A 23,789-nucleotide genomic window follows, 5' to 3' on the forward strand; every position below is an offset into this window, starting at 1 on the left:
ATCAAGCGTTCGGCATTGCCTGGAATGGTGCTTCTTTATCCGTACGTTCCTTGCTGCCCCAGGCGGCGATACCGACCTTGAGTGCAAAGAACAGGATGCTGAAGACCACCAGCAAGAACAGCGCGGTCAGCGTTGCGTTGGTGTACGCGTTGTAGATCACGTGCTGCATCTGATCGATGCTCTTGGCCGGAGCGAGGATCTGACCGTTGGCCAGGGCATCGCTGTACTTCTTGGCCAGGGCCAGGAAACCGATCGCCGGGTTAGCGTCGAACAGCTTGATGAAGCCGGCGGTGGTGGTGCAGATCAGCAGCCACACGGCGGGCAGCATGGTGACCCAGACGTAGCGCTGGCGTTTCATTTTGATCAGCACAACGGTCGCCAACATCAGCGCGATACCGGCCAGCATCTGGTTGGAGATACCGAACAGCGGCCACAAGGTGTTGATGCCACCCAGCGGATCGATCACGCCCTGGTACAGCAGATAACCCCACATCGCCACACAACCGGCGGTCGCGATCAGGTTGGCGGTCCAGGATTCGGTGCGTTTCAGCGCCGGCACGAAGGAGCCGAGCAAGTCCTGCAGCATGAATCGGCCGGCCCGGGTACCGGCATCGACTGCCGTCAGGATGAACAGCGCTTCGAACAGGATCGCGAAGTGGTACCAGAATGCCATGGTGTTTTCACCCGGCAGAAGCTGGTGCAGGATCTGCGCGATACCTACCGCCAGGGTCGGCGCACCGCCGGCACGGGCCAGGATGGTGGTTTCACCGATGTCCCTGGCCACCGCTTGCAGCGCTTCCGGGGTGATTGCAAAACCCCAGCTGCTGACGGTCTGAGCCACTGAAACAGCATCGGAGCCGACAAGCGCCGCTGGGCTGTTCATGGCGAAGTACACGCCCGGCTCGATCACCGACGCGGCAACCATGGCCATGATGGCGACGAAGGATTCCATCAGCATGCCGCCGTAACCGATGTAACGGGCATGGCCTTCACTGGCCAGCAACTTCGGCGTGGTGCCGGAAGCAATCAGCGCGTGGAAACCGGAGACCGCACCACAGGCGATGGTGATGAACAGGAACGGGAACAACCCGCCCTTCCACACCGGCCCGGTGCCGTCGACAAACTGGGTGAGTGCCGGCATTTTCAGGTCGGGCATGGTGATCAGGATGCCGATCGCCAAGGCCACGATGGTGCCGATTTTGAGGAAGGTCGACAGGTAATCCCGCGGCGCCAGAATCAGCCACACCGGCAATACCGCGGCGACGAAACCGTAACCGATCAACATCCAGGTGATCTGGATCCCGGTGAAGGTAAAGGCCTTGGCCCAGACCGGATCAGCGGCAATCTGCCCGCCGAGCCAGATCGAACCCAGCAGCAACAGCACGCCGACAACGGAGATTTCACCGATGCGGCCCGGACGGATGTAGCGCATGTAAATGCCCATGAACATCGCGATCGGGATGGTCGCCATCACCGTGAAAATCCCCCAGGGGCTCTCGGCCAGGGCCTTGACCACGATCAGCGCCAGCACCGCGAGGATGATGATCATGATCAGGAAGCAGCCAAACAGCGCAATGGTTCCGGGGATGCGGCCCATCTCTTCACGGACCATGTCGCCGAGGGAACGGCCGTTGCGGCGGGTGGACATGAACAAGACCATGAAGTCCTGAACGGCACCGGCCAGCACCACGCCGGCAATCAGCCACAGCGTACCGGGCAGGTAACCCATCTGCGCCGCCAGGACCGGACCGACCAGCGGCCCCGCGCCAGCAATGGCGGCGAAGTGGTGACCGAAGAGTACGTGTTTGTTGGTCGGCACGTAGTCCAGACCGTCATTGTTAACGACAGCGGGCGTGGCACGATTGGGGTCGAGTTGCATCACTTTGGTAGCGATGAACAGGCTGTAGTAGCGGTATGCGACGAGATAGATAGCGACTGCTGCGACTACGATCCAGAGGGCATTGATCGCTTCGCCGCGGCGCAGGGCCACGACACTCAGCGCAAACGCTCCCAGGACAGCCACGGCAAACCAGGCGAGGTGTTTAGCCAGACGGGGCATAGCGTGTCTCCTGCCGACAGCCCATGACTGCGGCGGTAATTTTTATAATTGTGTCCGCGGCGCGGAACCGAGCAAATATCCGCGCATGTACTATACAAATAAATCCGCGTTACTACGTACGCAACGCCTACGTGTTACTACGTAGACAGCATGCATATCCCCTGCGCCACAACTAGAAGATGCTACTGATGACGGCGCTGCTGGAGCTATCCGATAAGACAAAATCTGTGTGTGTACACGCTCCAAGTTGAAGCAAATTAGATAAGTATTGATATAAGTGATACTAAGCACCCATATCAGATACGAGGGTATTTACCGTATCAGATCGTTTTGCAAAGCGTTCAGTCCAAACCAGTCAGCGAAGTTGAGAGTTTTGGCCATTGCGTCTTTTTTGGCTTGAACCTCATTATTTTCCAGTTATCACGCGGTTCCCAATAATAATATTAAGAGAAAGAATTCTGACTCGGCACACCACTTTGGTCGCAAACTCCTTCTTAATGCCTACCAGGCGTTGAGAATATGCTTTTTCGAACAAGTTGCTATCGCGCCGAACCTGTCAGGCCACACCCAACTCTGTTGTGGATTCTGGATCTAACTAATAAGAGAAGCCCTTGCCATGACCACAGTGCATTCAAGCATCGTGCAACCCGTACAATCGACACGTCCGTTGACACGCAATGATTACAAGACCCTATCTCTATCTGCCCTAGGCGGTGCGCTGGAATTTTACGATTTCATTATCTTTGTATTTTTCGCTGCTGTGGTCGGCAAGTTGTTCTTCCCGCCCGAAATGCCAGAATGGCTGCGTCTGATGCAGACCTTCGGCATCTTTGCCGCCGGCTATCTGTCACGGCCGTTGGGTGGCATCGTCATGGCGCACTTTGGCGACCTGCTGGGGCGCAAGAAGATGTTTACCCTAAGCATCTTCATGATGGCCGTGCCGACGCTGATCATGGGGTTGCTGCCGACCTATGCGCAGATTGGCATGTGGGCGCCGATTCTGTTGCTGCTGATGCGGGTCATTCAAGGCGCGGCGATTGGCGGTGAAGTGCCGGGGGCGTGGGTGTTCGTTTCAGAACACGTGCCGCAACGCCATGTGGGTTATGCCTGCGGCACGCTGACCAGCGGCCTAACCGCCGGGATCCTGCTCGGCTCACTGGTCGCTACGGTAATCAACAGCATTTATACCCCGACTGAGGTCTCCGATTACGCCTGGCGACTCCCTTTCCTGCTCGGTGGTGTGTTCGGTCTGTTCTCGGTCTATCTTCGCCGCTGGCTGCATGAAACCCCAGTGTTCGCCGAGCTGCAGCTTCGCAAGGCACTGGCCGAAGAGGTGCCGTTGCGTGCGGTACTGCGTGACCATCGCGGGGCGATTGCGATCTCGATGCTGCTCACCTGGTTGCTTTCGGCCGGGATTATCGTGGTCATATTGATGACCCCGACCGTGCTGCAAACCATTTACCACTTCTCACCGACCACTGCGTTGCAAGCCAATAGTCTGGCGATCGTATTTCTCAGCGTCGGTTGCGTGTGCTCCGGCGCACTGGCGGACCGCTTCGGCGCTGGCCGGGTATTCGTATTCGGCAGCGCCGCGCTGCTGGTCACCTCATGGACCTTCTATCACAGCCTGTTCGACCACCCCGACTGGTTGTTCCCGCTGTACGCACTGACCGGCCTGTTCGTCGGCACCATCGGAGCGGTGCCGTTCGTGATGGTTAAAGCCTTCCCGGCGGTTGTCCGTTTCAGCGGACTGTCGTTCTCCTACAACCTTGCCTACGCAATCTTCGGTGGCCTTACCCCGATGGCTGTCACCCTGCTGCTCAAGGAAAGCCCTATGGGCCCGGCCTACTATGTGGCGATTATTTGCAGCATAGGCATCTTGTTGGGTGGCTATCTCTGGAAGAAAGGCCGCTGATGTGAGGGCAGGCAAGCGCCCTCCCCACCAATTTTGAGCTCCCCCCGCTATCTGGCCGAGTTCGAATATCGCTTCAATCGCTGCTTCGATCTCGGCTCAATGATAGAGCGTTTCAGCTATGTCGACCTGCGAACATCAGCCACGCCTAATCGACGGTTTGGCTGGCTCAGGTTTATGAATAATCAGAAAAATAAGAAACAGTAATGACAATAATAATAGCAAGAGGAAAACTTTCCATGCGGTACGACTTGAAAACCTTAATTCATGTGGTCTGCACGGGTTCTATCCTGGGCGCTGCCGGATCAGCCAGTGCCGCTTTTGTGGGCGATAGTAAGGCCAGTCTCGATACGCGCAACTTCTACATGAACCGCGACTTCCGGCAGGACGGTGCGACGCAGAGCAAAGCAGAGGAATGGGCTCAGGGACTCACTTTACGATTGGAGTCAGGCTTTACAGAAGGACCCATCGGCTTGGGTATCGATGTGAGCGGCCTGCTCGGTATCAAACTGGACTCCAGTCCTGATCGGGTCGGAACCGGTCTGCTCAAGACAAACAGCGAGGCGCCCAAGCGCGCCAAGGACGAATACGGTGAGGCTGGCATCACGGCCAAAGTACGGGTATCCAAAAGCACTCTCAAGCTCGGCACCCTTCAGCCAGTGCTTCCGCCATTGATGCGTAACGACGGTCGTTTGTTGCCGCAAACCTTTCGGGGTGCCTGGGTGAACAGCAACGAGATCGATGGCCTAAGCCTCGACCTTGGCCGTATTGATCGCGTCAACCAGCGTGACTCTTCAAATAACGAGGTATTGACGGTATTCAATGGCGGCAAGCGAAACATCGTGCTGGGTCAGTCCAAGACTAGCAATGAGTTCCTATTTGGCGGTGGTCGCTACCAATGGAAGCCGGAGTTGACCACCAGTTATTACTACGGCGGCCTGGACGGCATCTACAAGCAACACTTGGTAAACCTGGTGCATCAACTTTCGTTAGGGGAAGGCCATAGCCTCAAGTCCGACCTGCGTTTTGTCCACTCCAGCGGCGACGGTGGCAGTAACGTGGATAACAATGCCTTCGGCGCGCTGTTTACCTACAAGCTAGGCGGCCACGCTTTTAGCTCCGGTTACCAGCACCTGAGCGGCAACACCGGGTTCGCCAACGTAAACGGTGCCGACGATGCACTGATCAACCAAGTGCAGATCAACGATTTTGGTAATCAGGACGAACACTCCTGGCAGGTGCGTTATGACTACGACTTTGCAGCGTTGGGTGTGCCCGGACTGAATCTGATGACCCGTTACCTGTCAGGTGACAACGTCGATCGTGGCCCAGGCCTAAGCGACGGTAAAACCTGGGAGCGGAACACCGACCTAGGTTATGTCATTCAAAGCGGGCCGCTTAAGAATGTTGGGTTGAAGCTGCGTAACGCAACCACTCGCAGCAACTTCCTCAGCAACATTGACGAGAACCGCTTGATTGTCAGCTACAGCTTGGCGCTTTGGTAACTTCGTGTGCTTGCGGCCAGATGATATTTAGTCATGCTCTGGCCGCAAGCTTACGTCAAGTGAGAAGCGCCAACACAGGGTGTCTCGTCAGTGGCGTTGGGCGATGTATTGAAGCGCTCGGACTTGAGACGCTTTAGCCAAAGGCAAAAGCCGTTGCGCTTCTAGTAAAGAATTTTCACTCGGTTATGGTGTCGATTCAGAAAAACTAAAAGCACGGGGTAACATAAAAGGTTGCAGATTCTAAAAAATTAGCTTTATGCACAATTATGTGAGAATTCATAATTTGTCTCGATACATGGCTGGGCGACGAATAACGAGGTGTGTAATACGCTGATGAAAACTGGGTGGATGCAACCGACTCTCAAAACCCTAGGCCTTTGGGTCGTTTTCTGAAGGTCTCTGTCAGGGCTAGGGGCGCTTTTGTCAATGGGGTCGTATGCGCGATTGCTATGTCGTTTTGCCCTTGTCCAAAAAATCATGCAGTAAGGTAAAGAATTCTTTCCTTTAAGCGCTGAAAATGGACCTAGAGACAACATTTCTTTACTTACGGCTAAGCAGTGCAGATGACAATCAGGGCGATGCCTTTGACCGTCTCGAAGGTATCACCCGAACCGATCATCCAAACCCCAAGGCAAACGCCTACAAGGGTTACAACTACGCAGATGATGAAAAAACAAGTGTCATTCAACAGGAGCTTGGAAATCATTACCTGGTCACTACCTCTGCTACATCCACTCTGGAAGGTATAGTTCGGCGTTTTTCTTACGCGGTTTGCGATCACGCTGCCCCAATTTTGCGCACCACTCTAGATACGCGATATCGCGACGGGATCGTCTAAAAAAATCCTCTCGATTTCGAAGGTTCCGCTCTTCAATTTCCTTGAATAGCAGCGAATCAGAAGCGTCCTGTTTCTCCCTTTCGTGTGGCCAATTTTCCTCTACATGATTAATCCAATCGCGGAGGATGACTTGATCGACTCTTTGCACCCAGAAATGGACCTTGGCGGTGTCGCCGCTCACCTCGCCGCCCTCCTGTTCGAGAGCCTCCTTCACAAAACCAACGAGACCATAGCTCTCGGCATCAGACCAAAACACCGGTCCGCCACTCATTCCACTCAACTTCGAAATAGGAGGGAGAGAGTCTAAATCGCTGTAGAAGGTCACGCTGTGATGTTTGCCATCCGCACCATTTCCGGCAGCAACAGCCCTGACGAAACCCATACTCAGCTGAACGCCCCCAAATTTGGAATCAACGTCCTTTTTCTCTGCAGTCGGAAAACCGGTGGCCATAGCGTATGGAAGAGGCCAAACAGGATCATTATCCGAAATTACAAAAGGTCGCTTGCCGATTCTCAACAACGCCGCTTCGTCGATCGGTGTTATGGCGACATCTGGCTCGTGATCAGGAAAAAATTCCCTTGGTGGTGCCACAAAAGGACCGCGAATTACCAAACCTGTATTTACTGGACAATAGTAACGGACAGGCTGTTTTCGCTCGGATGCCTGATCAGTCAAATACGTCACCACGTGTTTGGCTGTGACGGCGTAACACTTCTCGCCATAGCGAATGAACGTGACCGTACCTGTTAGGTCCTCAGGCTGTGGAAGGAAGCGACGATCCCCAAATTCAAACGTATGGAGAGCCAATACCGCCGAATGCACCTTGGCGTCTTTTAGGTCATCGTGGAAATGAAAATTCGGTTCAACCTGGTCAAATACAATCTGAACAATTTCAATTCGTGGGTCGTCCGTTGACTGCAGGAACTCGAGCGCCGGCTCCGAAAAAATAAGATCGAAGTAATCCCCGTCAAAATGCCAGCTCTGAAGGATGATCTCCCTAACCGTTATGCCACCTTTGGCGATATTCACACTCTCTCTGGCCAAGAAGTTGAGGTGCTGCATTAGCACTTCTGGCGTAGTAGATCCTCTTGGTTTGCCCTGAAGCGTCTTCTGAAATTTCATCTCTGCTCTCTAACCAGGAAGGCCCGATATTCGAATCACTCGGCCGGACTATTCGGCAGCGTTGAGGATAAGGCTGCTCGTACCACGTGAGCATCACAGGTGAACTTGCCTGAAAGCTCATAATCACAATCGCTCGCGTTGATCGTAACTACCACCTGATTGGCACCAAAACCAACGGCATACACATTCTTGATGACAACTTGGTCAACCGGGCTAATGCTGCCCGGCAAGCACACAACATAAGCTGCAAATGCCAGCCCAAGCCATCAATCGCCTACAGATTAGCCCGAGTAGCCGCCGGCGATGCTGTATGCGGTATCTCGCTCTATCAGGTTTCAGCACGATGTCGTATCTGGGCATGCACTTTTGAGAGGCGCCGGAGGTGTGTTGCTGGATGAAAATGGAATCGCCATAAGCTATGCGACGGAGATCAATATGGTAAAGGTAGCATTGCTTTGGTGGCTCATCTTCGGCAGGTCACGAATTAGCAAATCGTGAATGGTATCGAGTGCTCGGATATTGCCCCCCAGATAACTCGTAAACATTAATGCTAAATGCGATGGTCGAAACTTGATCGTTTTGTCCGGCCTAGGCGAGCCAATCGGATGTGCCTGCGAAACCAGGGACATATTACCTTGTATGACCTAGGTGTCCAAAATCCTCATGCTCCGACCATCTACACCTCGATCAAACTGTAGCTTCAGCCATTTCATTTAGCTCGAGCAGCTCCGTGTGGGCAACGACGCACAATCGCCTCTCTTCTCTCAAAAAACTCTTCGGTCGCCCTCCTTACATGGAGCATTTCCTAACTACTAATAGGCCCCATATCAGGGCACGCCGGACGCTCGGCATTACAACCCGCTGGGCAGCGTGCATGGCGGCTATGCGGCGACCTTGCTGGATTCATGCATGGGCTGCGCGATTCATACGCAGCTGAAAAAGGGCCAGGGGTATACGACGCTGGATCTGCGCATCAGTTATGTCCGCGCGTTGACCGGCGCCAGCGGACCGGTGCGGGCCGAGGGCAAGATTGTGCACCTGGGGCGTTCGACGGCACTGGCCGAGGGGCGGATTTATGATGTGGATGGGCGGTTGTATGCGACGGGGTCGACGACTTGCATGATTCTTGAGGCTCGCGGATAAGATCCGAAACCGAGGCGCGGCCTTCGCGGGCAAGCCTCGCTCCTACAGGGGCGTGTGATGTTCTTGTAGGAGCGAGGCTTGCCCGCGAAGGCGTCCGTTGCAACGCCGCGAATCCTCTTGCCTTACGATTCATGACTTGCGGTAAACATTGCTTTGCCCATCCAGCGGTTTTTCTCAAGGATGCAGGCACGGATACTCGTGCCCATTCCCACTGCAACCCCTGGAGTCATTGATGTCTATTCCCGCATTCGGTCTTGGTACGTTTCGCTTGCAAGGCCAGGTGGTCATTGATTCGGTGAGCACTGGCCTGGAACTGGGCTACCGCGCCATCGATACCGCGCAAATCTACGAGAACGAAGCCGAGGTCGGCGAGGCCATCGCGGCCAGCGGCATTGCCCGTGAAGAGCTGTTCATCACCAGCAAGATCTGGGTCGCCAACTTCGCCAAGGAACGCTTGTTCGACAGCCTCAAAGAGAGCCTGCAAAAACTGCAGACCGACTACCTCGACCTGACGCTGATCCACTGGCCATCGCCGGAAAACCAGGTGCCGGTCGAAGAATTCATGGGCGCGTTGCTCGAAGCCAAAAAACTCGGATTGACCCGGCAGATCGGCGTCTCCAACTTCACCGTCGACCTGATGAAACAAGCCATCGCCGCTATCGGTGCCGAGCACATCGCCACCAACCAGATCGAACTGCACCCGTACCTGCAAAACCGCAAGGTCGTCGAGTTCGCGCAGAACCAGGACATCCAGATCACCTCCTACATGACCCTGGCGTACGGCGAAGTGCTGAAAGACCCGGTCATCCAGCAGATTGCCGAGCGTCTGCAAGCAACGCCTGCGCAAGTCACCCTGGCCTGGGCCATGCAATCGGGTTACGCGGTGATCCCGTCGTCGACCAAGCGCGCCAACCTGGAAAGCAACCTCAAGGCCTGCGCGCTGACCCTGAGCGACGCCGACATGGCACTGATCGCCGGCCTTGAACGCGCCCACCGCCTGACCAGCCCCAAAGGCATCGCGCCGAACTGGGATTAAGCGTCAGCCCTGCGCCAGGCGTTGGTCGAGGCGCATCATGGCCTGCTGCAACTGATCGACAGCTTCGTCGATCAGTCCCGCACGACCATCACCGCAGGCACGCTCGAGGTCCTCGCAACATTCGATCAGACTGACCGCCCGCACCATCAGCGCCCCGCCCTTGATGCGGTGCGCCAACTTGCACAGGGCATGCTGTTCGCCACGGGCATGGGCCTTGAGCAACTCCTGCCGATCCGTGCGATTGGTCGCGGCCAGGTCGCTCAACAGTTGATTGATCAGCTCGTCGTCCTCGCCGACGTAGCGCTCCAGACCGCTCAAGTCGATCTCGGCGGTTGAGGGTATTTCGAGCGGCGGCACCGGTGACCCATCGGCAAATCTGGACGCCAACCAGGCGCCCAGATCCGCCAGGCGGATCGGTTTGAACAGGCAGTCGTCCATCCCCGCTTCCAGGCAACGGGCTTTCTCCTCGGGCTGCGCATTGGCGGTCAACCCCAGAATCAGGATCGGTTGCAATCCCTGAGCCTGCTCTTCATCGCGGATGGCCCCGGCCAACTCATAGCCGCTGAGCACCGGCATGTTGCAGTCGGTAATCAACACATCAAACTCATACTCGCGCCACCGATCAAGACCTTGCTGACCGTCCTCGGCGTCCATCACCCGGTGGCCCAAGTAGCTCAACTGCCGTGAGAGCAGCAATCGATTGGCCGGGTAATCGTCGACCACCAGAATGGTCAGTGGCCGGGTCTGCGCCTGTTCCTCACGGTCAGGTAACTCACTGGACGGCAACGGTTGCAAGGCGGGCAGATCCAGGCAGACATCAATCCGCGTGCCCTTCCCCAACACGCTGGCAAGCTGCAATTGACCGCCCATCATTTCGCACAGCGTGCGGCTGATCACCAGCCCCAGGCCTGAGCCGTTTCGACCTGTTTGCTGACTGTTTTGCGCCTGCACAAACGGGCTGAACAGTCGCTGCCGATCGATATCGCTGATGCCGATGCCGGTGTCTTCAATGCGCACCGAGACCGCCAGTTGCCCGACGGGGCTCGACCCGTAGCGTCAGGCGCACTTCACCTTCTTGGGTGAACTTGATCGCATTGCTCAGCAGATTGGACAGCACCTGCTTGAAACGCGTGGGGTCGATCAACACGTCGGCGTCGCTGTGCTCGCCCAGGTCGACGCGCCACTCCAGGTTCTTCTGCCGGGCCAAGCCTTCAAACACCCGGCACACCGATTCAACAAGCGTGCGCAGGTTGGCCCGTTCCGGCGTCAGGGACAAATGCCCGGATTCGATGCGGGCGATGTCCAGGATGTCGCCAATCAACGCCAGCAACTGTTGCCCGGCATTGGCCGCCACCTCGATGGCCGACCGGTCGGTGACGCCTTCATCCGCTCGCATCAGCGCCAGTTCGAGCATGCCAAGCAGCGCATTCATCGGCGTGCGGATCTCATGGCTCATGATCGCCAGAAACGTGGTCTTGGCACGGTTCGCCACATCCGCCGCATCCTTGGCGTCCTGCAGTTGACTGAGCAATTGCTGACGCAGGCGGATTTGCCGGCGCTGCCAGGCGATCCAGGCCAGCGCCAGCAACAGCAAGGCGCCGGCACCGACAAACGCCTGGAGAATGTCCTGCCGGTGACGCAGCCAGAAGCTCTGCTCGACCATCAGGTCATTGCGCCAATAACCGGTCATTTCATCGATTTCTTCAGGGGAGATACTCAGCAGCGCCTTGTCCAGGATCGAATGCAGCTCAACGGCCTCGCGACTGGTTGCCAGGGTACTGCGGGCAGGATCGGTGCCGACGGTGCTGGTCACTTGCAGGCGGTCGCGGTATTGCCGGGAAATCATGATCCGGGCACCGATCAACGAGTTGATGGCGCCATCCGTCCTGCCCTGGGCGACCATTTCCATCCCGTCCGCGGTCAACGGCGCAGTGACCAGTTCGACCTGCGGGAAATGCTGGCGAATGAACTCCCCTGCACTGTTGCCCTGGGTGATGGCCAGTTTTTTTCCCGCCATCTCATCCAGTGTCTGCGGACTGTCGGATGCGATGCGGGTCACCAGCACATTCGGGCTGGTCAGAAACGGCCGGGTAAATCGCAGTTCTGTTTCACGCTCAATGCTGGGGCTGATCCCGGCGACCACATCAACATGACCGCTCCTGATCCATTCGAACAATTCGGCCACTGACCGGGTTGGCTGAATGTCGAATTTCAAACCTGTGCGCAAACTGATTTTCGCCAGCACATCAATGCTGATGCCCCGGTACTTGCCCTCACTGTCGATAAAGGAAATCGGCATGAGGTTTTGGTTGATCGCCACTCGCACGCGTGGATGATTATTGAGCCAGCGTTGCTCGGCGACACTGAAGTGCAGGGCTTGCGTGCCGGCAATGGAAGCCCCGCTGCCGCCCCATCGCCGCAGGATATTCATTCGTTCATTGGTCGGGATCGCCGCCAGCGCCCGGTTGACGATACGTTGCAACTGGAGGTTGTCGAGGTTCATCGCAAACGCGAAACGCCCGGATTCCATACGGGAAAAATCCGCCAGTTGAACGTTGTTGAGGTAATTTTTGCTGATCAGGTGATTGACGCTGATGGCGTCCCCCAGATAAGCGTCCGACTGACCAAACGCAACGGCGCCCACCGCGCCCAGCGTCGAAGGGAACAGCTGCACATTCGCCTTGGGATAAAAAGCCTGCACTTGCTGCTTGGGCAAATAGTGGTACAGCATCGCCAGCCGTTTACCGGCCAGGTCCGGGTCCAGTGGCTGGGATGAATCGGTGCGCGTGACCAGCACCGGTTGATCATCGGCATAGGCACTGGACATCCGCAGTTGTGGATCCTCGACCTCATAACGGTTGGCCGTTCCCAGAAGGTCAGCCGCGCCGTCCTTGATCGCACGCACCGCCTCGTCCCGCGATGCATAGCGGTGAACATCGATCTCTACGTTCAATAGCTGTTTGAGCAGCCCGGCATAGTCAGCCGTCAGCCCTTCGTAGTCGGTGCCGGTGGTGGTGATGTCGAAGGGCGGATAATCCGGCGCCGAGACGGCCAGCACCAGCCGGCCCTTCTGGCGCAGCACACGCGAATCGGCATCCGACAGTTTGACGTCGTAGCCGTCGACGCTGGAGCGTCCCAGCAGGGTCAGTGATTGCGGTTGGGCATAGGCAGTCGATACCCACAAACAGACCGGGAGTACGAGGTAAATCAGCCGACGCCATTGCCGAGAGGTACTCACTCAAATCAGACCGTTACGCTGGGCGGTCTCTCTCAAGTGAACCTTGGATTGCACATTGAGTTTTTCCGTCAAACGGGTTTTGTAGGTGCTGATGGTCTTGTGGCTCAGGTTCAAGAGTTTGGCGATTTCCTTGTTGCTTAATCCCTCGGCCAGGTACCGGAATATGGTCAGTTCACGGTCGGAGAGCTTGTCGATCCTCTCCATCTCGCTGAGTTGCATTGTGCTCAACGACACCGAACTCGACGGCAGCTTGGCGAAATAGGTGTAACCGGCCATCACCGCCAGCACTGCCTCGTGCAAATGCTTCAAGTCGTTGGCCTTGGAAACATACGCCCTGGCGCCGGCACGCATACAGCGCTCCTGATAAAACCGCGGATCTTGCCCGGTGAAAACCAGTACTCGGCATCGCTCGTCGCTGGCCTGAATGCGGGCCAACACCTCCAGCCCGCCGAGACAGGGCATCATCAGATCCAGCACCACCAGATCGGGTTGATGCTTACGGATCGCTGAAAAGACCTCGTTGCCGTTGGATACCTTATGAATCAGTTTGAATCCCAGCTGTGTAAGCAACATCGCGACTGCAGCGCACACCACAGGATGATCGTCTGCTATTACCGCTGACTTCATGGCAACTCCCTGTGCAGATACAAGACGATTGGGTAATGAATGCCCATGGGTCAGACCCCGGCTACACGCAGCAGCTGCGCGAAGACTCTTGCACGGAAACACGCGCCCGACTACCTGACAGAAATGACAGTGCCGACGAACGGTAGCTGAGGATCAACGGTCGCCATCAGTCGTTGAATGCACGCCAGATCGGGCAATGCAGCAGCGCTCACCTGAACCTTTTGCTGCCCGCAAGCCGGGATCAGCAGCCCGTCATAGATCAAGGCGTGGTGAACCTGTGGGTGATCGAGGAAGAAGTCGCGCAGGTCCAGGGCCCCGTCCGACAGCGCGGCATTGATGACCACCAGGTCGAAAGACACGCCGCCGTACTCGATCAGGGTCAACAGTTCGGCAAGGCTTTGCACGGGGGCCACGCGGTAATAGTCGAGCCGGTTGAACAGGCGCTCGATTCTCATCCGCTGAAAATGCTGCTCGTCGGCAATCAGGATACGTAACGCTTTGTTCGGCAACCGGGGCCCCCAGGAGGGTTTCAGATTCGTGAGGCCGCAAGGCTACGGAAGAGCCAACGAGCTTTCTGTAGGACTATTCCTAAAACCCGAGGCATTTATTCCGTTGTCAGAGGGGATTCAACGCTATTCCGTCGTACTCGGACTCCAGAACGCCTGCACCACCAGCGTCGATGTCGAAATCCGCGCCACCAACGCATCCAGTTCGTCGCCGTCCACGGACGTCGTCGCGAGGGTCGCCTCCACCTCGATTTCATCTGCGCCGAACGCATGTACATCGACATCGCTCGCCGGGTAATTGCTGCGCTCAAGTTCCGCTTCCAGCAGCGCCAGCACGGCTTTTTGTTGGGAACGGCGGGCGATCACGTAAACGATGTTGGTGACTTCAGCCGAAATCACATCCAGCGGCTGACGGTTGATGTTGTTGACGATCGGCCGCAGCAAGGTATTGGCCGCCAGTACGAACAGCGTACCGAGCAAGGCCTCCAGGACCAGATCGGCCCCCGCGCAGGCACCGACCGCCGCCGAGGCCCAAAGCGTTGCCGCGGTGTTGAGGCCACGCACGTTGCCCTCTTCGCGCATGATCACCCCGGCACCGAGGAAGCCGATGCCGGAAACCACGTAGGCGACCACCCGCACCGCGCCTTCGGCCCCGCCGAGGCGGTTGGCCATGTCGACGAAAATCGCCGCCCCCACCGCGACCAGCACGTTGGTGCGCAGGCCGGCGGTGCGTTGGCGGTATTGGCGCTCGAAGCCGATCAGGCCACCGAGGATGAAGGCCGCGCTGAGGCTGACCAGGGTGTCGACCAGGGAGGTCAGGTTGATGTTGTTGAGTGCTTGCATGATGAATCCTTTGAAAAACACACGATCCCCTGTAGGAGTGAGCCTGCTCGCGATGACGGTGGTACATCCAACATTAAAGTGGCTGATCTACCGCTATCGCGAGCAGGCTCACTCCTACATCTGGCAGCATTACTGCCAGCCAAACCGGCGGATGTAGAAGCCCTTCACCGCCTGGGTGAGCGCCATGTACGCCAGCAGAATCACCGGCAAAAACACAAAGTACAGCGACGGCAGCGCCTGCAATTTGAAGTAGTGCGCCAAGGGGCCCATCGGCAGTAAAATCCCCACGGCCATGATGATTCCGGTCATCACCAGCAGCGGCATGGCAGCGCGGCTTTGCAGGAACGGAATCTTCGGCGTGCGAATCATGTGCACGATCAGCGTCTGGGTCAGCAGCCCGACCACGAACCAGCCGGACTGGAACAGGGTCTGGTGGTCCGGGGTATTGGCGTCGAACACGTACCACATCAAGGCAAACGTGGTGATGTCGAAGATCGAACTGATCGGGCCGAAGAACAGCATGAAGCGCCCGACATCCGCCGGTTGCCAGCGCTGCGGTTGCTTGAGCATTTCTTCATCGACGTTATCGAACGGAATGGCGATCTGCGAAATGTCGTAGAGCAGGTTCTGCACCAGCAGGTGCATCGGCAGCATCGGCAGGAACGGAATGAATGCGCTGGCCACCAGCACCGAGAACACGTTGCCGAAGTTCGAACTCGCGGTCATCTTGATGTACTTGAGCATGTTGGCGAAGGTCCGCCGCCCTTCCAGCACGCCCTCCTCCAGGACCATCAGGCTTTTCTCCAGCAGGATGATGTCCGCCGCTTCCTTGGCGATGTCCACGGCGCTGTCCACCGAAATGCCGATGTCAGCGGTGCGCAGCGCGGGGGCGTCGTTGATGCCGTCGCCCATGAACCCGACCACGTGGCCGTTGCCCTTGAGCAGACGGACGATGCGTTCCTTGTGCGACGGCGTCAGTTTGGCGAAGACGTTGGTGGTCTCCACGGCCCGCGCCAGTTCAGCGTCGGTCATGCGCTCGATGTCGTTGCCCATCAGCAGGCCTTGCTGCTCCAGACCGACCTCGCGGCAGATCTTCGCGGTCACCAGTTCGTTGTCGCCGGTCAGCACTTTCACCGCCACGCCATGCGCGGCCAGCGCTTTCAAGGCCGGCGCGGTGCTTTCCTTCGGTGGATCGAGAAACGCCACGTAGCCGATCAGCGTCAGGGCCTGTTCGTCCGCCAGGCTGTAAGTGTCGCGCCCCTCGATCATTGGCCGCGCGGCAACCGCCACCACCCGCAGCCCTTCGGCATTGAATGAGGCGGTGACCTGACGAATCCGCGCCAGCAGTTCATCGCTCAGTGCTTCATCGCGTTCGCCGTGACGCACCCGCGTGCACACCGCCAGCACCTCTTCCACCGCACCTTTGCAGATCAACAGATGCGGTTGACCGCGCTCGGCGACCACCACCGACATGCGCCGCCGGGTGAAGTCGAACGGGATCTCGTCGACTTTGTGAAACGCCGTGCCGACTTTCAGTTCACGGTGGATTTCAACGTGTTCGAGCACCGCCACGTCCAGCAGGTTTTTCAGGCCGGTCTGGTAGTAGCTGTTGAGGTAGGCCATTTCCAGCACGTCGTCGGAGTCGTTGCCCCAGACGTCGACGTTGCGCGCCAGAAAGATTTTGTCCTGGGTCAGGGTGCCGGTCTTGTCCGTGCACAGCACGTCCATGGCGCCGAAGTTCTGAATCGCGTCGAGGCGCTTGACGATGACTTTTTTGCGCGACAGGAACACCGCACCTTTTGCCAGCGTCGAGGTGACGATCATCGGCAGCATTTCCGGGGTCAGGCCCACGGCAATCGACAGTGCGAACAGCAGCGCTTCGGTCCAGTCGCCTTTGGTGAACCCATTGATGAACAGCACCAGCGGCGCCATGACGAACATGAAGCGGATCAGCAACCAGCTGACTTTGTTGACCCCGGTCTGGAACGACGTCGGCGCGCGATCGGTGGCGCCGACCCGCTGGGCCAGCGCGCCAAAATAGGTGCTGTTGCCCGTGGTCAGAATCACCGCGATCGCCGTGCCGGACACGACGTTGGTGCCCATGAACAGGATGTTGTCCAGGTCCAGCGGATTGCTGGTGTCGCTGTCCTGCTGGTGGCGGAATTTTTCCACCGGCATCGATTCGCCGGTCATCGCCGCCTGGCTGACGAACAGGTCCTTGGCGCTGAGCACCCGGCAATCGGCGGGAATCATGTCGCCGGCCGAAAGCACGATCAGATCGCCCGGCACAAGCTGTTTGATGGGCACTTCGGTGCGCAGGGCATCGCGACGCATCACCGTGGCGGTGTTGCTGACCATCGCCTTGAGCGCGTCGGCCGCCTGGTTGGATTTGGTTTCCTGCCAGAAGCGCAGCAAGGTCGAGAGCACCACCATCGAGAAAATCACGATGGCGGCTTTCATGTCCTCGGTCAGCCACGAGATGACCGCGAGCAATGTCAGCAGCAGGTTGAACGGGTTTTTGTAGCAGTGCCACAGGTGAGTCCACCACGGCAGCGGTTGCTCGTGCTCGACTTCGTTGAGGCCGAATTGCACGCGCAGTGCATCGGCTTCGGCTTCGCTCAGGCCATCGGTGTGACTGCCGAGGTTGTGTAGCAGTTGGCCGGTGTCGCTGTTGGCGGCGCTCACCAGGGTTTGCGCCAAAGTGGGCGGCACCTCGCGGCTGACCGTGGTGTCGGTGAAGGTTTCCAGCAGCGCCAGGCGACGGAAGTGTCGGGCGATGTGACGGGTGCGCAGGAATCCGGCAAAGAATTCTTTGAGCAGGTTCAGGTTCATGGCAGTTCCCCCAGGGTCAGCCGGGAAACCTTCCAGCAGGCGTGTCGGTGCGCCGCGATGACGACAAAAAGTCGAACATCACGCACGGTTCAGCGTCGATGAGAGGACGTCGGGACACGGACCAGGACTGGCCGCGATCGGGATGCCGCTGCTCGCTATCAGGCGAGACAACGGCACAAAAGGTTGCGCGTTATCTTGCCGGGTTGTTGCCGGTTATCGAAACCGGCCGACTACTGTCACTCGAACAAGTACCCACTGTGGGTCTCCGCTATTGATGAAAACGCGCGAAGCTTACGCCCCGATTTCTGGAGAGTAAACGATGCATTGGCAAGTCGTCGGGGAATTGCCGGGATCTTCAGGAAGGGTTCAGGATTGAATATTTTGTGGTGTTGTTCAGACCGCTATCGCCAGCAAGCCGGCTCCTACAGGTGATCGCATTCCCCTGTAGGAGCCGGCTTGCTGGCGATGGCGACCGAACAGACGCAGAAGATCTTAGCTAGCTGTCGCGAGCAGCAGATCCACCACCGAACGGCCATGCCCACGGTGCTTACCATGCTCATACAGCGAACCGGCAATCTCATCCGCGCGAATTGGCAGGATCGACAACAGGGTGTCGCTCAAACCATGGCTCGCCTGGCAGAAGCCCTGCATATAAATGCCGGCCTTGCAGCGTTCGTCGGTGATCAGCTTGTAGTTGCGGTCCACCTCGAAATCACCGAGGTATTGCTCCAGCGGCGCCAGCAGTTTGCGATGCATCTGACGCTCATAACCGGTAGCCAGTACCACCGCGTCGTAATGCCGAACCGTGACTTCGCCGGTGGCGTTGTTACGCACTGCCAGTTCGATGCCGCGCTCGGTGGCGGTGGCTTTTTCAATAGTGGTCAGGGTACGGAACGCATGACGCGCGATACCCGAGACTTTCTGGCGATAGAAGATCCCGTAGATGCGTTCGATCAGGTCAATGTCCACCACCGAATAGTTGGTGTTGTGGTACTCGTTGACCAGACGCTCGCGCTCGCTGCTCGCCTGCTGGAACACCAGGTCGGTGAACTCCGGCGAGAACACCTCGTTGACGAACGGGCTGTCGTCCGCCGGCTTCAGCGCCGAGCCACGCAGGATCATGTCGACCTGCACCGACGGGAAGCTGTCGTTCAAATCGATGAAGGCTTCCGCCGCGCTCTGCCCGCCGCCGATGATCGCGATGCTCATCGGTTGATTGTTCACGCACGGCTGCTTGGCCATCTGCGCCAGGTACTGCGAGTGGTGGAACACCCGACCGTCATCCTTCAGCGCCTTGAACGCTTCGGGAATACGCGGTGTACCACCGGCGCTGACCACCACCGAGCGGGCGGTGCGCACGTGTTGCTGGCCTTGGGTATCGCGGGAGATCACGCGCAACGCTTCGACCTGCTGGTTGTGCAGCACCGGCTCGATGGTCAGCACTTCTTCGCCGTAACGGCTCTGCTCGGCGAATTGCCCGGCGACCCAGCACAGGTAGTCGTTGTATTCCATGCGGCACGGATAGAAGGTGCCGAGGTTGATGAAATCCACCAGACGACCGTGTTGCTTGAGGTAGTTGACGAAGGAATACGGGCTGGTCGGATTGCGCAGGGTCACCAGGTCCTTGAGGAAGGAAATCTGCAATTCGCTCTGGGTCACCAGGGTGTTGCCGTGCCAGCGATAGTCCGCCTGCTTGTCGAGAAACAGTACATCCAGCTCGCCCTGGCTCGGCCCGCGCTCTTGCAGTGCGATGGCCAGCGCCAGGTTCGAAGGGCCGAAACCGACGCCGATCAGGTCGTGAACGATGGGCGATGCAATTGCCTGTGTCATTTCCAGTGTCCTCTGGATGAACCCCTCAACAGTGGGGCGTAAGCCTAAGTGACCTGACCAGCCTTGAGCAGGACAGCAGGTCGTCTGTTGATAGGGAACGAGGACAATGAAACAAAATTTAATATTGTTTTTTTACCCAGCGGAGAAGATCAGTGGGCATCCCACTGGCGCATCCGCACGCGGCAATGCTTCATCGCATTGACGATGTGCTTCTCGACCAGCGCCCGGGAAATTCCCAGGCGTTCGGCGATTTCCGGGTGCGACAGGCCATCGATCTTGCGCAGCAGGAAACTCTCGCGGCACAGCCGTGGCAATTCCGCCAGGGCACGCTGGAGCATTTCCAGGCGTTGACCGTGGTCGAGGCTGTTGTGCGGGGACGGGGTGAAATAGCGTTCTTCGTTGTCGAGCACTTCCAGCGATTCGACCTGACGCAAGGCATTGCGCCGATGGTCGTCGATCACCAGATTGAGCGCGGTGCGATAAAGGAATGCCCGGGGCTGCTCGATCGGCGTGTCGCTGGAACGTTCCAGAACCCGCACATAAGCGTCATGCACCACATCTTCGGCCACCTGACGGTTGCCCAGCTTGGCGTTGAGGAAACACACCAGCTCGCGATAGTAGTTTTCCAACCATGACTCCCGGCCGCAGGGGTGCGGTTTCTTTCCTTGAGCCACCGCAACGACCGCCGAAATGGGCAGTGGCACGATAGTGGCAGTTCGAGGTGCGTAATTTATAGTAATTCTCATATAGATTTAAAGTATTGCTTCAATTTGCCCGATAAATAGTCTTCGATCTGTTTAATACTCCCTGCTTGCAACCGGCTATTTTATGCACCCGATCCCCTGTAGGAGCCGGCTTGCTGGCGATGGTCGTTAACGATAACGCGTTCTGCTTGAATCAACGCGGCGCACTTTCGTCCATCGCCAGCAAGCCGGCTCCTACAAAGTTTTGTGTTGTGAATACGATCCCCGCCGCTCCCGCAATGTGATTGTGTCGGCTTGTGTCCGCGCCTAAATTCCTCGGTTCTTTCCTCGTATAAAGGACAGCTCCCCGTCTCTGTCGGCTTCCCGACAGCGTTCAACTGTTGCCGGATTTCGTGCGCAGGCTGAGCGACGGGCCGATATCCATTGGCCGGAACCCTGCATGAAACGTCCCCGACACACCCGACGCGCCCTGCTTGTAGCACTTTGTCTGATCCCCGTTATCGCCGTGGCTGCCTGGCAGGTCATCCCGCCCGGCCGAGACAAATTCGCCACCGTACAAGTCAGTCGGGGGGACATCGAAAGCAGCGTCACGGCGCTGGGCACCCTGCAACCTCGACGCTACGTGGACGTCGGTGCGCAGGCGTCCGGGCAGATCCAGAAGATCCATGTGGAAGTCGGTGACGTGATCAAGGAAGGCCAGTTGCTGGTGGAAATCGATCCGTCCACGCAACAGGCCAAACTCGACGCCGGGCGTTTTTCCGTGGAAAACCTCAAGGCGCAACTCGAGGAACAACGGGCACAGCACGAGCTGGCCCGGCAAAAGTTCCAGCGCCAGCAGAACCTCAAGGCCGGCGGCGCCACCCGCGAAGAAGACGTGCAAACGGCCCAGGCAGAGCTGCGCGCCACCCAGGCGCGCATCGACATGTTCCAGGCGCAGATCCGCCAGGCCCAGGCCAGCCTGCGCAGCGATCAGGCCGAGCTCGGTTACACGCGCATTTACGCGCCGATGTCCGGCACCGTGGTTGCACTCGACGCCCGGGTCGGCCAGACCCTCAACGCGCAACAGCAAACACCGTTGATTCTGCGCATCGCCAAGTTGTCGCCGATGACGGTCTGGGCCGAAGTCTCGGAAGCCGACATCGGCCACGTCAAACCCGGCATGACGGCCTGGTTCACCACCCTCAGCGGTGGCAAGCGGCGCTGGAGCAGTACCGTGCGGCAAATCCTGCCGGTGCCGCCCAAGCCTCTGGACCAGACCAGCCAGGGCGGTGGCAGCCCGACCAGTTCGAGCAAAAGTGGCAGCGCTCGCGTGGTGCTGTACACCGTGCTGCTCGACGTCGATAACGCCGACAACGCACTGATGGCGGAAATGACCACACAAGTGTTCTTCGTGTCCGACCAGGCGAAAGACGTGCTCACCGCGCCCATCGCTGCGTTGCAAGGCGGCACGCAACCGAACATCCAGACCGCCCAGGTCGTTGCCAAAAACGGCCGCATCGAGCAACGCGAGGTGCGCACCGGCATCAGCGATCGCCTGCGGGTGCAAATCCTCGACGGCTTGCAGGAAGGCGATCACCTGTTGATCGGCCCGGCAGACGGGAGTGGCGGCTAGATGCTGACGCCCCTGATCGACCTGCAGGACATCCGCAAATCCTACGGCGGCGGCGACGCACCGCAAGTACACGTGCTGCGCGGCATCGACCTGTCGATCCATGCAGGGGAGTTCGTGGCGATTGTTGGCGCGTCCGGTTCCGGCAAGTCGACGCTGATGAACATCCTCGGTTGCCTCGACCGCCCGACGTCCGGCGAATACCGCTTCGCCGGGGAGAACGTCGCCGGGCTCGACAGCGATGAGCTGGCCTGGCTGCGCCGCGAAGCCTTTGGTTTTGTGTTCCAGGGCTATCACCTGATTCCGTCCGGCTCGGCCCAGGAAAACGTCGAGATGCCGGCGATCTACGCAGGCACCCCGGCCGCCGAACGCCACGCCCGCGCTGCCGCCCTGCTCGACCGCCTCGGCCTCGCCTCACGCACCGGCAACCGCCCGCACCAACTCTCCGGCGGCCAGCAACAACGCGTATCCATCGCCCGCGCCTTGATGAACGGCGGCCACATCATCCTCGCCGACGAACCCACCGGCGCCCTCGACAGCCACAGCGGTGCCGAGGTGATGACGTTGCTGGATGAACTGGCGAGCCAGGGCCACGTGGTGATCCTCATCACCCACGACCGCGAAGTCGCGGCCCGGGCCAAACGCATCATCGAAATCCGCGACGGGCTGATCATCAGCGACAGTGCCCACGACAACCCCGACGTACAAACCTCGGCCAACCCCGGCGCCCTGCAAGCCGTGGATTTGCGCAAGCGCCTGAGCGAAGGCGCCGAGGCCACGGGGGCCTGGAAAGGCGAACTGGTGGACGCCGTGCACGCCGCGTGGCGGGTGATGTGGATCAACAAGTTTCGCACCGCGCTGACACTGCTCGGGATCATCATCGGCGTTGCGTCGGTGGTGGTGATGCTCGCCGTCGGTGAAGGCAGCAAGCGCCAGGTGATGGCGCAGATGGGCGCGTTCGGCTCGAACATCATTTACCTCAGCGGCTCGGCACCGAACCCGCGAACACCGCTGGGCATCATCACCCTCGATGACGTCGCGGCGGTCGGCAGCCTGCCGCAGGTGACGCGCATCATGCCGGTCAACGGCCAGGAGGCCGGGGTGCGCTTCGGCAACCTCGACCACTTGAGCTACGTCGGCGGCAACGACACCAATTTCCCGGCGATCTTCAATTGGCCGGTGGTGGAAGGCAGCTATTTCACCCAGGACGATGAACGCAACGCGGCGGCCGTCGCGGTGATCGGGCACAAGGTGCGGACCAAATTGCTCAAGGACGTGGCCAACCCCATCGGCCAGTACATCCTGATCGAAAACGTGCCCTTCCAGGTGGTCGGCGTGCTCGCGGAAAAAGGTGCCAGCTCCGGCGACACCGACAGCGACGACCGCATTGCCATCCCGTATTCCGCCGCGAGTGTGCGGCTGTTCGGCACCCACAACCCCGAATACGTGGCCATCGCGGCGGCCGATGCGCGCAAGGTCAAAGAGACGGAAACCGCCATCGAGCAGTTGATGTTGCGCCTGCACGACGGCAAAAAGGATTTCGAACTGACCAACAACGCAGCGATGATTCAGGCTGAGGCGCGCACGCAAAATACCCTGTCGCTGATGCTCGGCTCGATCGCCGCGATTTCGCTGTTGGTGGGCGGGATTGGCGTGATGAACATCATGCTCATGACCGTGCGCGAACGTACCCGCGAGATCGGCATCCGCATGGCCACTGGCGCCCGTCAGCGCGACATCCTGCGGCAGTTTCTCACTGAAGCGGTGATGCTCTCGGTGGTCGGCGGCCTCGCCGGCATTGCTCTGGCGCTGATCGTCGGCGGCGTGCTGATTCTCAGCGAAGTGGCCGTCGCGTTCTCTTTGATAGCGGTACTCGGTGCCTTCGGCTGCGCCCTGGTCACCGGTGTTGTCTTCGGCTTCATGCCGGCCCGCAAAGCTGCCCGGCTCGACCCGGTCACGGCCCTTACCAGTGAATGATCGATCT

The 23,789-nt window shown here is 58.5% G+C and carries 13 protein-coding genes and 3 pseudogenes; 7 read left to right on the forward strand and 9 right to left on the reverse strand.

Annotation, left to right across the window (positions count from 1 at the left end):
• Position 1 precedes the first annotated feature (1 nt).
• The gene (locus IB254_RS16045) at positions 2-2,059 is read right to left on the reverse strand and encodes a carbon starvation CstA family protein (protein WP_192418041.1); all 2,058 of its coding nucleotides are present in this window, start codon (positions 2,057-2,059) and stop codon (positions 2-4) included.
• A 616-nt stretch (positions 2,060-2,675) separates the two neighbouring features.
• Between IB254_RS16045 and IB254_RS16050 the strand changes: the two genes are divergently transcribed.
• Positions 2,676-3,974, forward strand: coding sequence for an MFS transporter (locus IB254_RS16050; protein ID WP_192418042.1), 1,299 nt, complete (start codon positions 2,676-2,678; stop codon positions 3,972-3,974).
• A gap of 236 nt (positions 3,975-4,210) precedes the next feature.
• Positions 4,211-5,476: an OprD family porin gene (locus IB254_RS16055; RefSeq protein WP_192418043.1), complete on the forward strand. Its 1,266-nt coding sequence runs from the start codon at positions 4,211-4,213 to the stop codon at positions 5,474-5,476.
• Positions 5,477-6,201: 725 nt separating this feature from the next.
• Here IB254_RS16055 and IB254_RS16060 read toward each other — a convergent pair.
• A complete protein-coding gene (locus IB254_RS16060; RefSeq protein WP_192418044.1) occupies positions 6,202-7,437 on the reverse strand; it encodes a hypothetical protein in 1,236 nt (411 codons plus the stop codon).
• 263 nt (positions 7,438-7,700) lie between these two features.
• On the opposite strand from IB254_RS16060, the pseudogene IB254_RS29515 reads away from it, so the two are divergent.
• The 3 genes and pseudogenes from IB254_RS29515 to dkgB form a co-directional block, all read left to right on the forward strand.
• Positions 7,701-7,978, forward strand: a pseudogene (locus IB254_RS29515) (inositol monophosphatase); the annotation flags it as partial.
• 284 nt (positions 7,979-8,262) lie between these two features.
• Positions 8,263-8,580 (forward strand): annotated as a pseudogene (locus IB254_RS16065) (PaaI family thioesterase); the annotation flags it as partial.
• 232 nt (positions 8,581-8,812) lie between these two features.
• Positions 8,813-9,616 (forward strand): 2,5-didehydrogluconate reductase DkgB, encoded by an 804-nt coding sequence (dkgB, locus tag IB254_RS16070; RefSeq protein WP_192418045.1) that lies wholly within the window; start codon positions 8,813-8,815, stop codon positions 9,614-9,616.
• A 3-nt stretch (positions 9,617-9,619) separates the two neighbouring features.
• Here dkgB and IB254_RS16075 read toward each other — a convergent pair.
• The 7 genes and pseudogenes from IB254_RS16075 to IB254_RS16105 form a co-directional block, all read right to left on the reverse strand.
• Positions 9,620-12,827 (reverse strand): annotated as a pseudogene (locus IB254_RS16075) (transporter substrate-binding domain-containing protein).
• A 27-nt stretch (positions 12,828-12,854) separates the two neighbouring features.
• The gene (locus IB254_RS16080; protein ID WP_192418046.1) at positions 12,855-13,481 is read right to left on the reverse strand and encodes a response regulator transcription factor; all 627 of its coding nucleotides are present in this window, start codon (positions 13,479-13,481) and stop codon (positions 12,855-12,857) included.
• Between the two features lie 110 nt (positions 13,482-13,591).
• The gene (locus IB254_RS16085) at positions 13,592-13,990 is read right to left on the reverse strand and encodes a chemotaxis protein CheY (RefSeq protein ID WP_192418047.1); all 399 of its coding nucleotides are present in this window, start codon (positions 13,988-13,990) and stop codon (positions 13,592-13,594) included.
• A 123-nt stretch (positions 13,991-14,113) separates the two neighbouring features.
• Positions 14,114-14,830 (reverse strand): MgtC/SapB family protein, encoded by a 717-nt coding sequence (locus IB254_RS16090; RefSeq protein WP_008032341.1) that lies wholly within the window; start codon positions 14,828-14,830, stop codon positions 14,114-14,116.
• A 129-nt stretch (positions 14,831-14,959) separates the two neighbouring features.
• The gene (mgtA, locus tag IB254_RS16095; protein ID WP_192418048.1) at positions 14,960-17,662 is read right to left on the reverse strand and encodes a magnesium-translocating P-type ATPase; all 2,703 of its coding nucleotides are present in this window, start codon (positions 17,660-17,662) and stop codon (positions 14,960-14,962) included.
• 492 nt (positions 17,663-18,154) lie between these two features.
• A complete protein-coding gene (locus tag IB254_RS16100; RefSeq protein WP_192418049.1) occupies positions 18,155-19,492 on the reverse strand; it encodes a lysine N(6)-hydroxylase/L-ornithine N(5)-oxygenase family protein in 1,338 nt (445 codons plus the stop codon).
• Positions 19,493-19,641: 149 nt separating this feature from the next.
• Positions 19,642-20,121, reverse strand: coding sequence for a sigma-70 family RNA polymerase sigma factor (locus IB254_RS16105; protein WP_008032335.1), 480 nt, complete (start codon positions 20,119-20,121; stop codon positions 19,642-19,644).
• A gap of 514 nt (positions 20,122-20,635) precedes the next feature.
• Here IB254_RS16105 and IB254_RS16110 point away from each other — a divergent pair.
• Both IB254_RS16110 and IB254_RS16115 read left to right on the forward strand, forming a co-directional pair.
• Entirely contained in the window at positions 20,636-21,808 is a 1,173-nt protein-coding gene (locus IB254_RS16110) for an efflux RND transporter periplasmic adaptor subunit (RefSeq protein ID WP_192418050.1), read from the forward strand.
• On the forward strand, positions 21,809-23,782 hold the full coding sequence (locus IB254_RS16115) for a MacB family efflux pump subunit (RefSeq protein ID WP_192418051.1): 1,974 nt from the start codon (positions 21,809-21,811) through the stop codon (positions 23,780-23,782).
• The last annotated feature ends 7 nt before the right edge of the window (positions 23,783-23,789 follow it).

Source organism: Pseudomonas sp. PDM03, from assembly GCF_014852385.1.
GTDB lineage: Bacteria > Pseudomonadota > Gammaproteobacteria > Pseudomonadales > Pseudomonadaceae > Aquipseudomonas > Aquipseudomonas migulae.

What these genes read in the sequence shown, in the direction of transcription:
- mgtA (WP_192418048.1), bottom strand. Translation starts at nt 17,662, where the DNA reads ATGAACCTGAACCTGCTCAAAGAATTCTTTGCCGGATTCCTGCGCACC.
- dkgB (WP_192418045.1), top strand. Translation starts at nt 8,813, where the DNA reads ATGTCTATTCCCGCATTCGGTCTTGGTACGTTTCGCTTGCAAGGCCAG.
- IB254_RS16080 (WP_192418046.1), bottom strand. Translation starts at nt 13,481, where the DNA reads ATGAAGTCAGCGGTAATAGCAGACGATCATCCTGTGGTGTGCGCTGCA.
- IB254_RS16110 (WP_192418050.1), top strand. Translation starts at nt 20,636, where the DNA reads ATGAAACGTCCCCGACACACCCGACGCGCCCTGCTTGTAGCACTTTGT.
- IB254_RS16115 (WP_192418051.1), top strand. Translation starts at nt 21,809, where the DNA reads ATGCTGACGCCCCTGATCGACCTGCAGGACATCCGCAAATCCTACGGC.
- IB254_RS16055 (WP_192418043.1), top strand. Translation starts at nt 4,211, where the DNA reads ATGCGGTACGACTTGAAAACCTTAATTCATGTGGTCTGCACGGGTTCT.
- IB254_RS16060 (WP_192418044.1), bottom strand. Translation starts at nt 7,437, where the DNA reads ATGAAATTTCAGAAGACGCTTCAGGGCAAACCAAGAGGATCTACTACG.
- IB254_RS16050 (WP_192418042.1), top strand. Translation starts at nt 2,676, where the DNA reads ATGACCACAGTGCATTCAAGCATCGTGCAACCCGTACAATCGACACGT.
- IB254_RS16090 (WP_008032341.1), bottom strand. Translation starts at nt 14,830, where the DNA reads ATGCAAGCACTCAACAACATCAACCTGACCTCCCTGGTCGACACCCTG.
- IB254_RS16100 (WP_192418049.1), bottom strand. Translation starts at nt 19,492, where the DNA reads ATGACACAGGCAATTGCATCGCCCATCGTTCACGACCTGATCGGCGTC.
- IB254_RS16045 (WP_192418041.1), bottom strand. Translation starts at nt 2,059, where the DNA reads ATGCCCCGTCTGGCTAAACACCTCGCCTGGTTTGCCGTGGCTGTCCTG.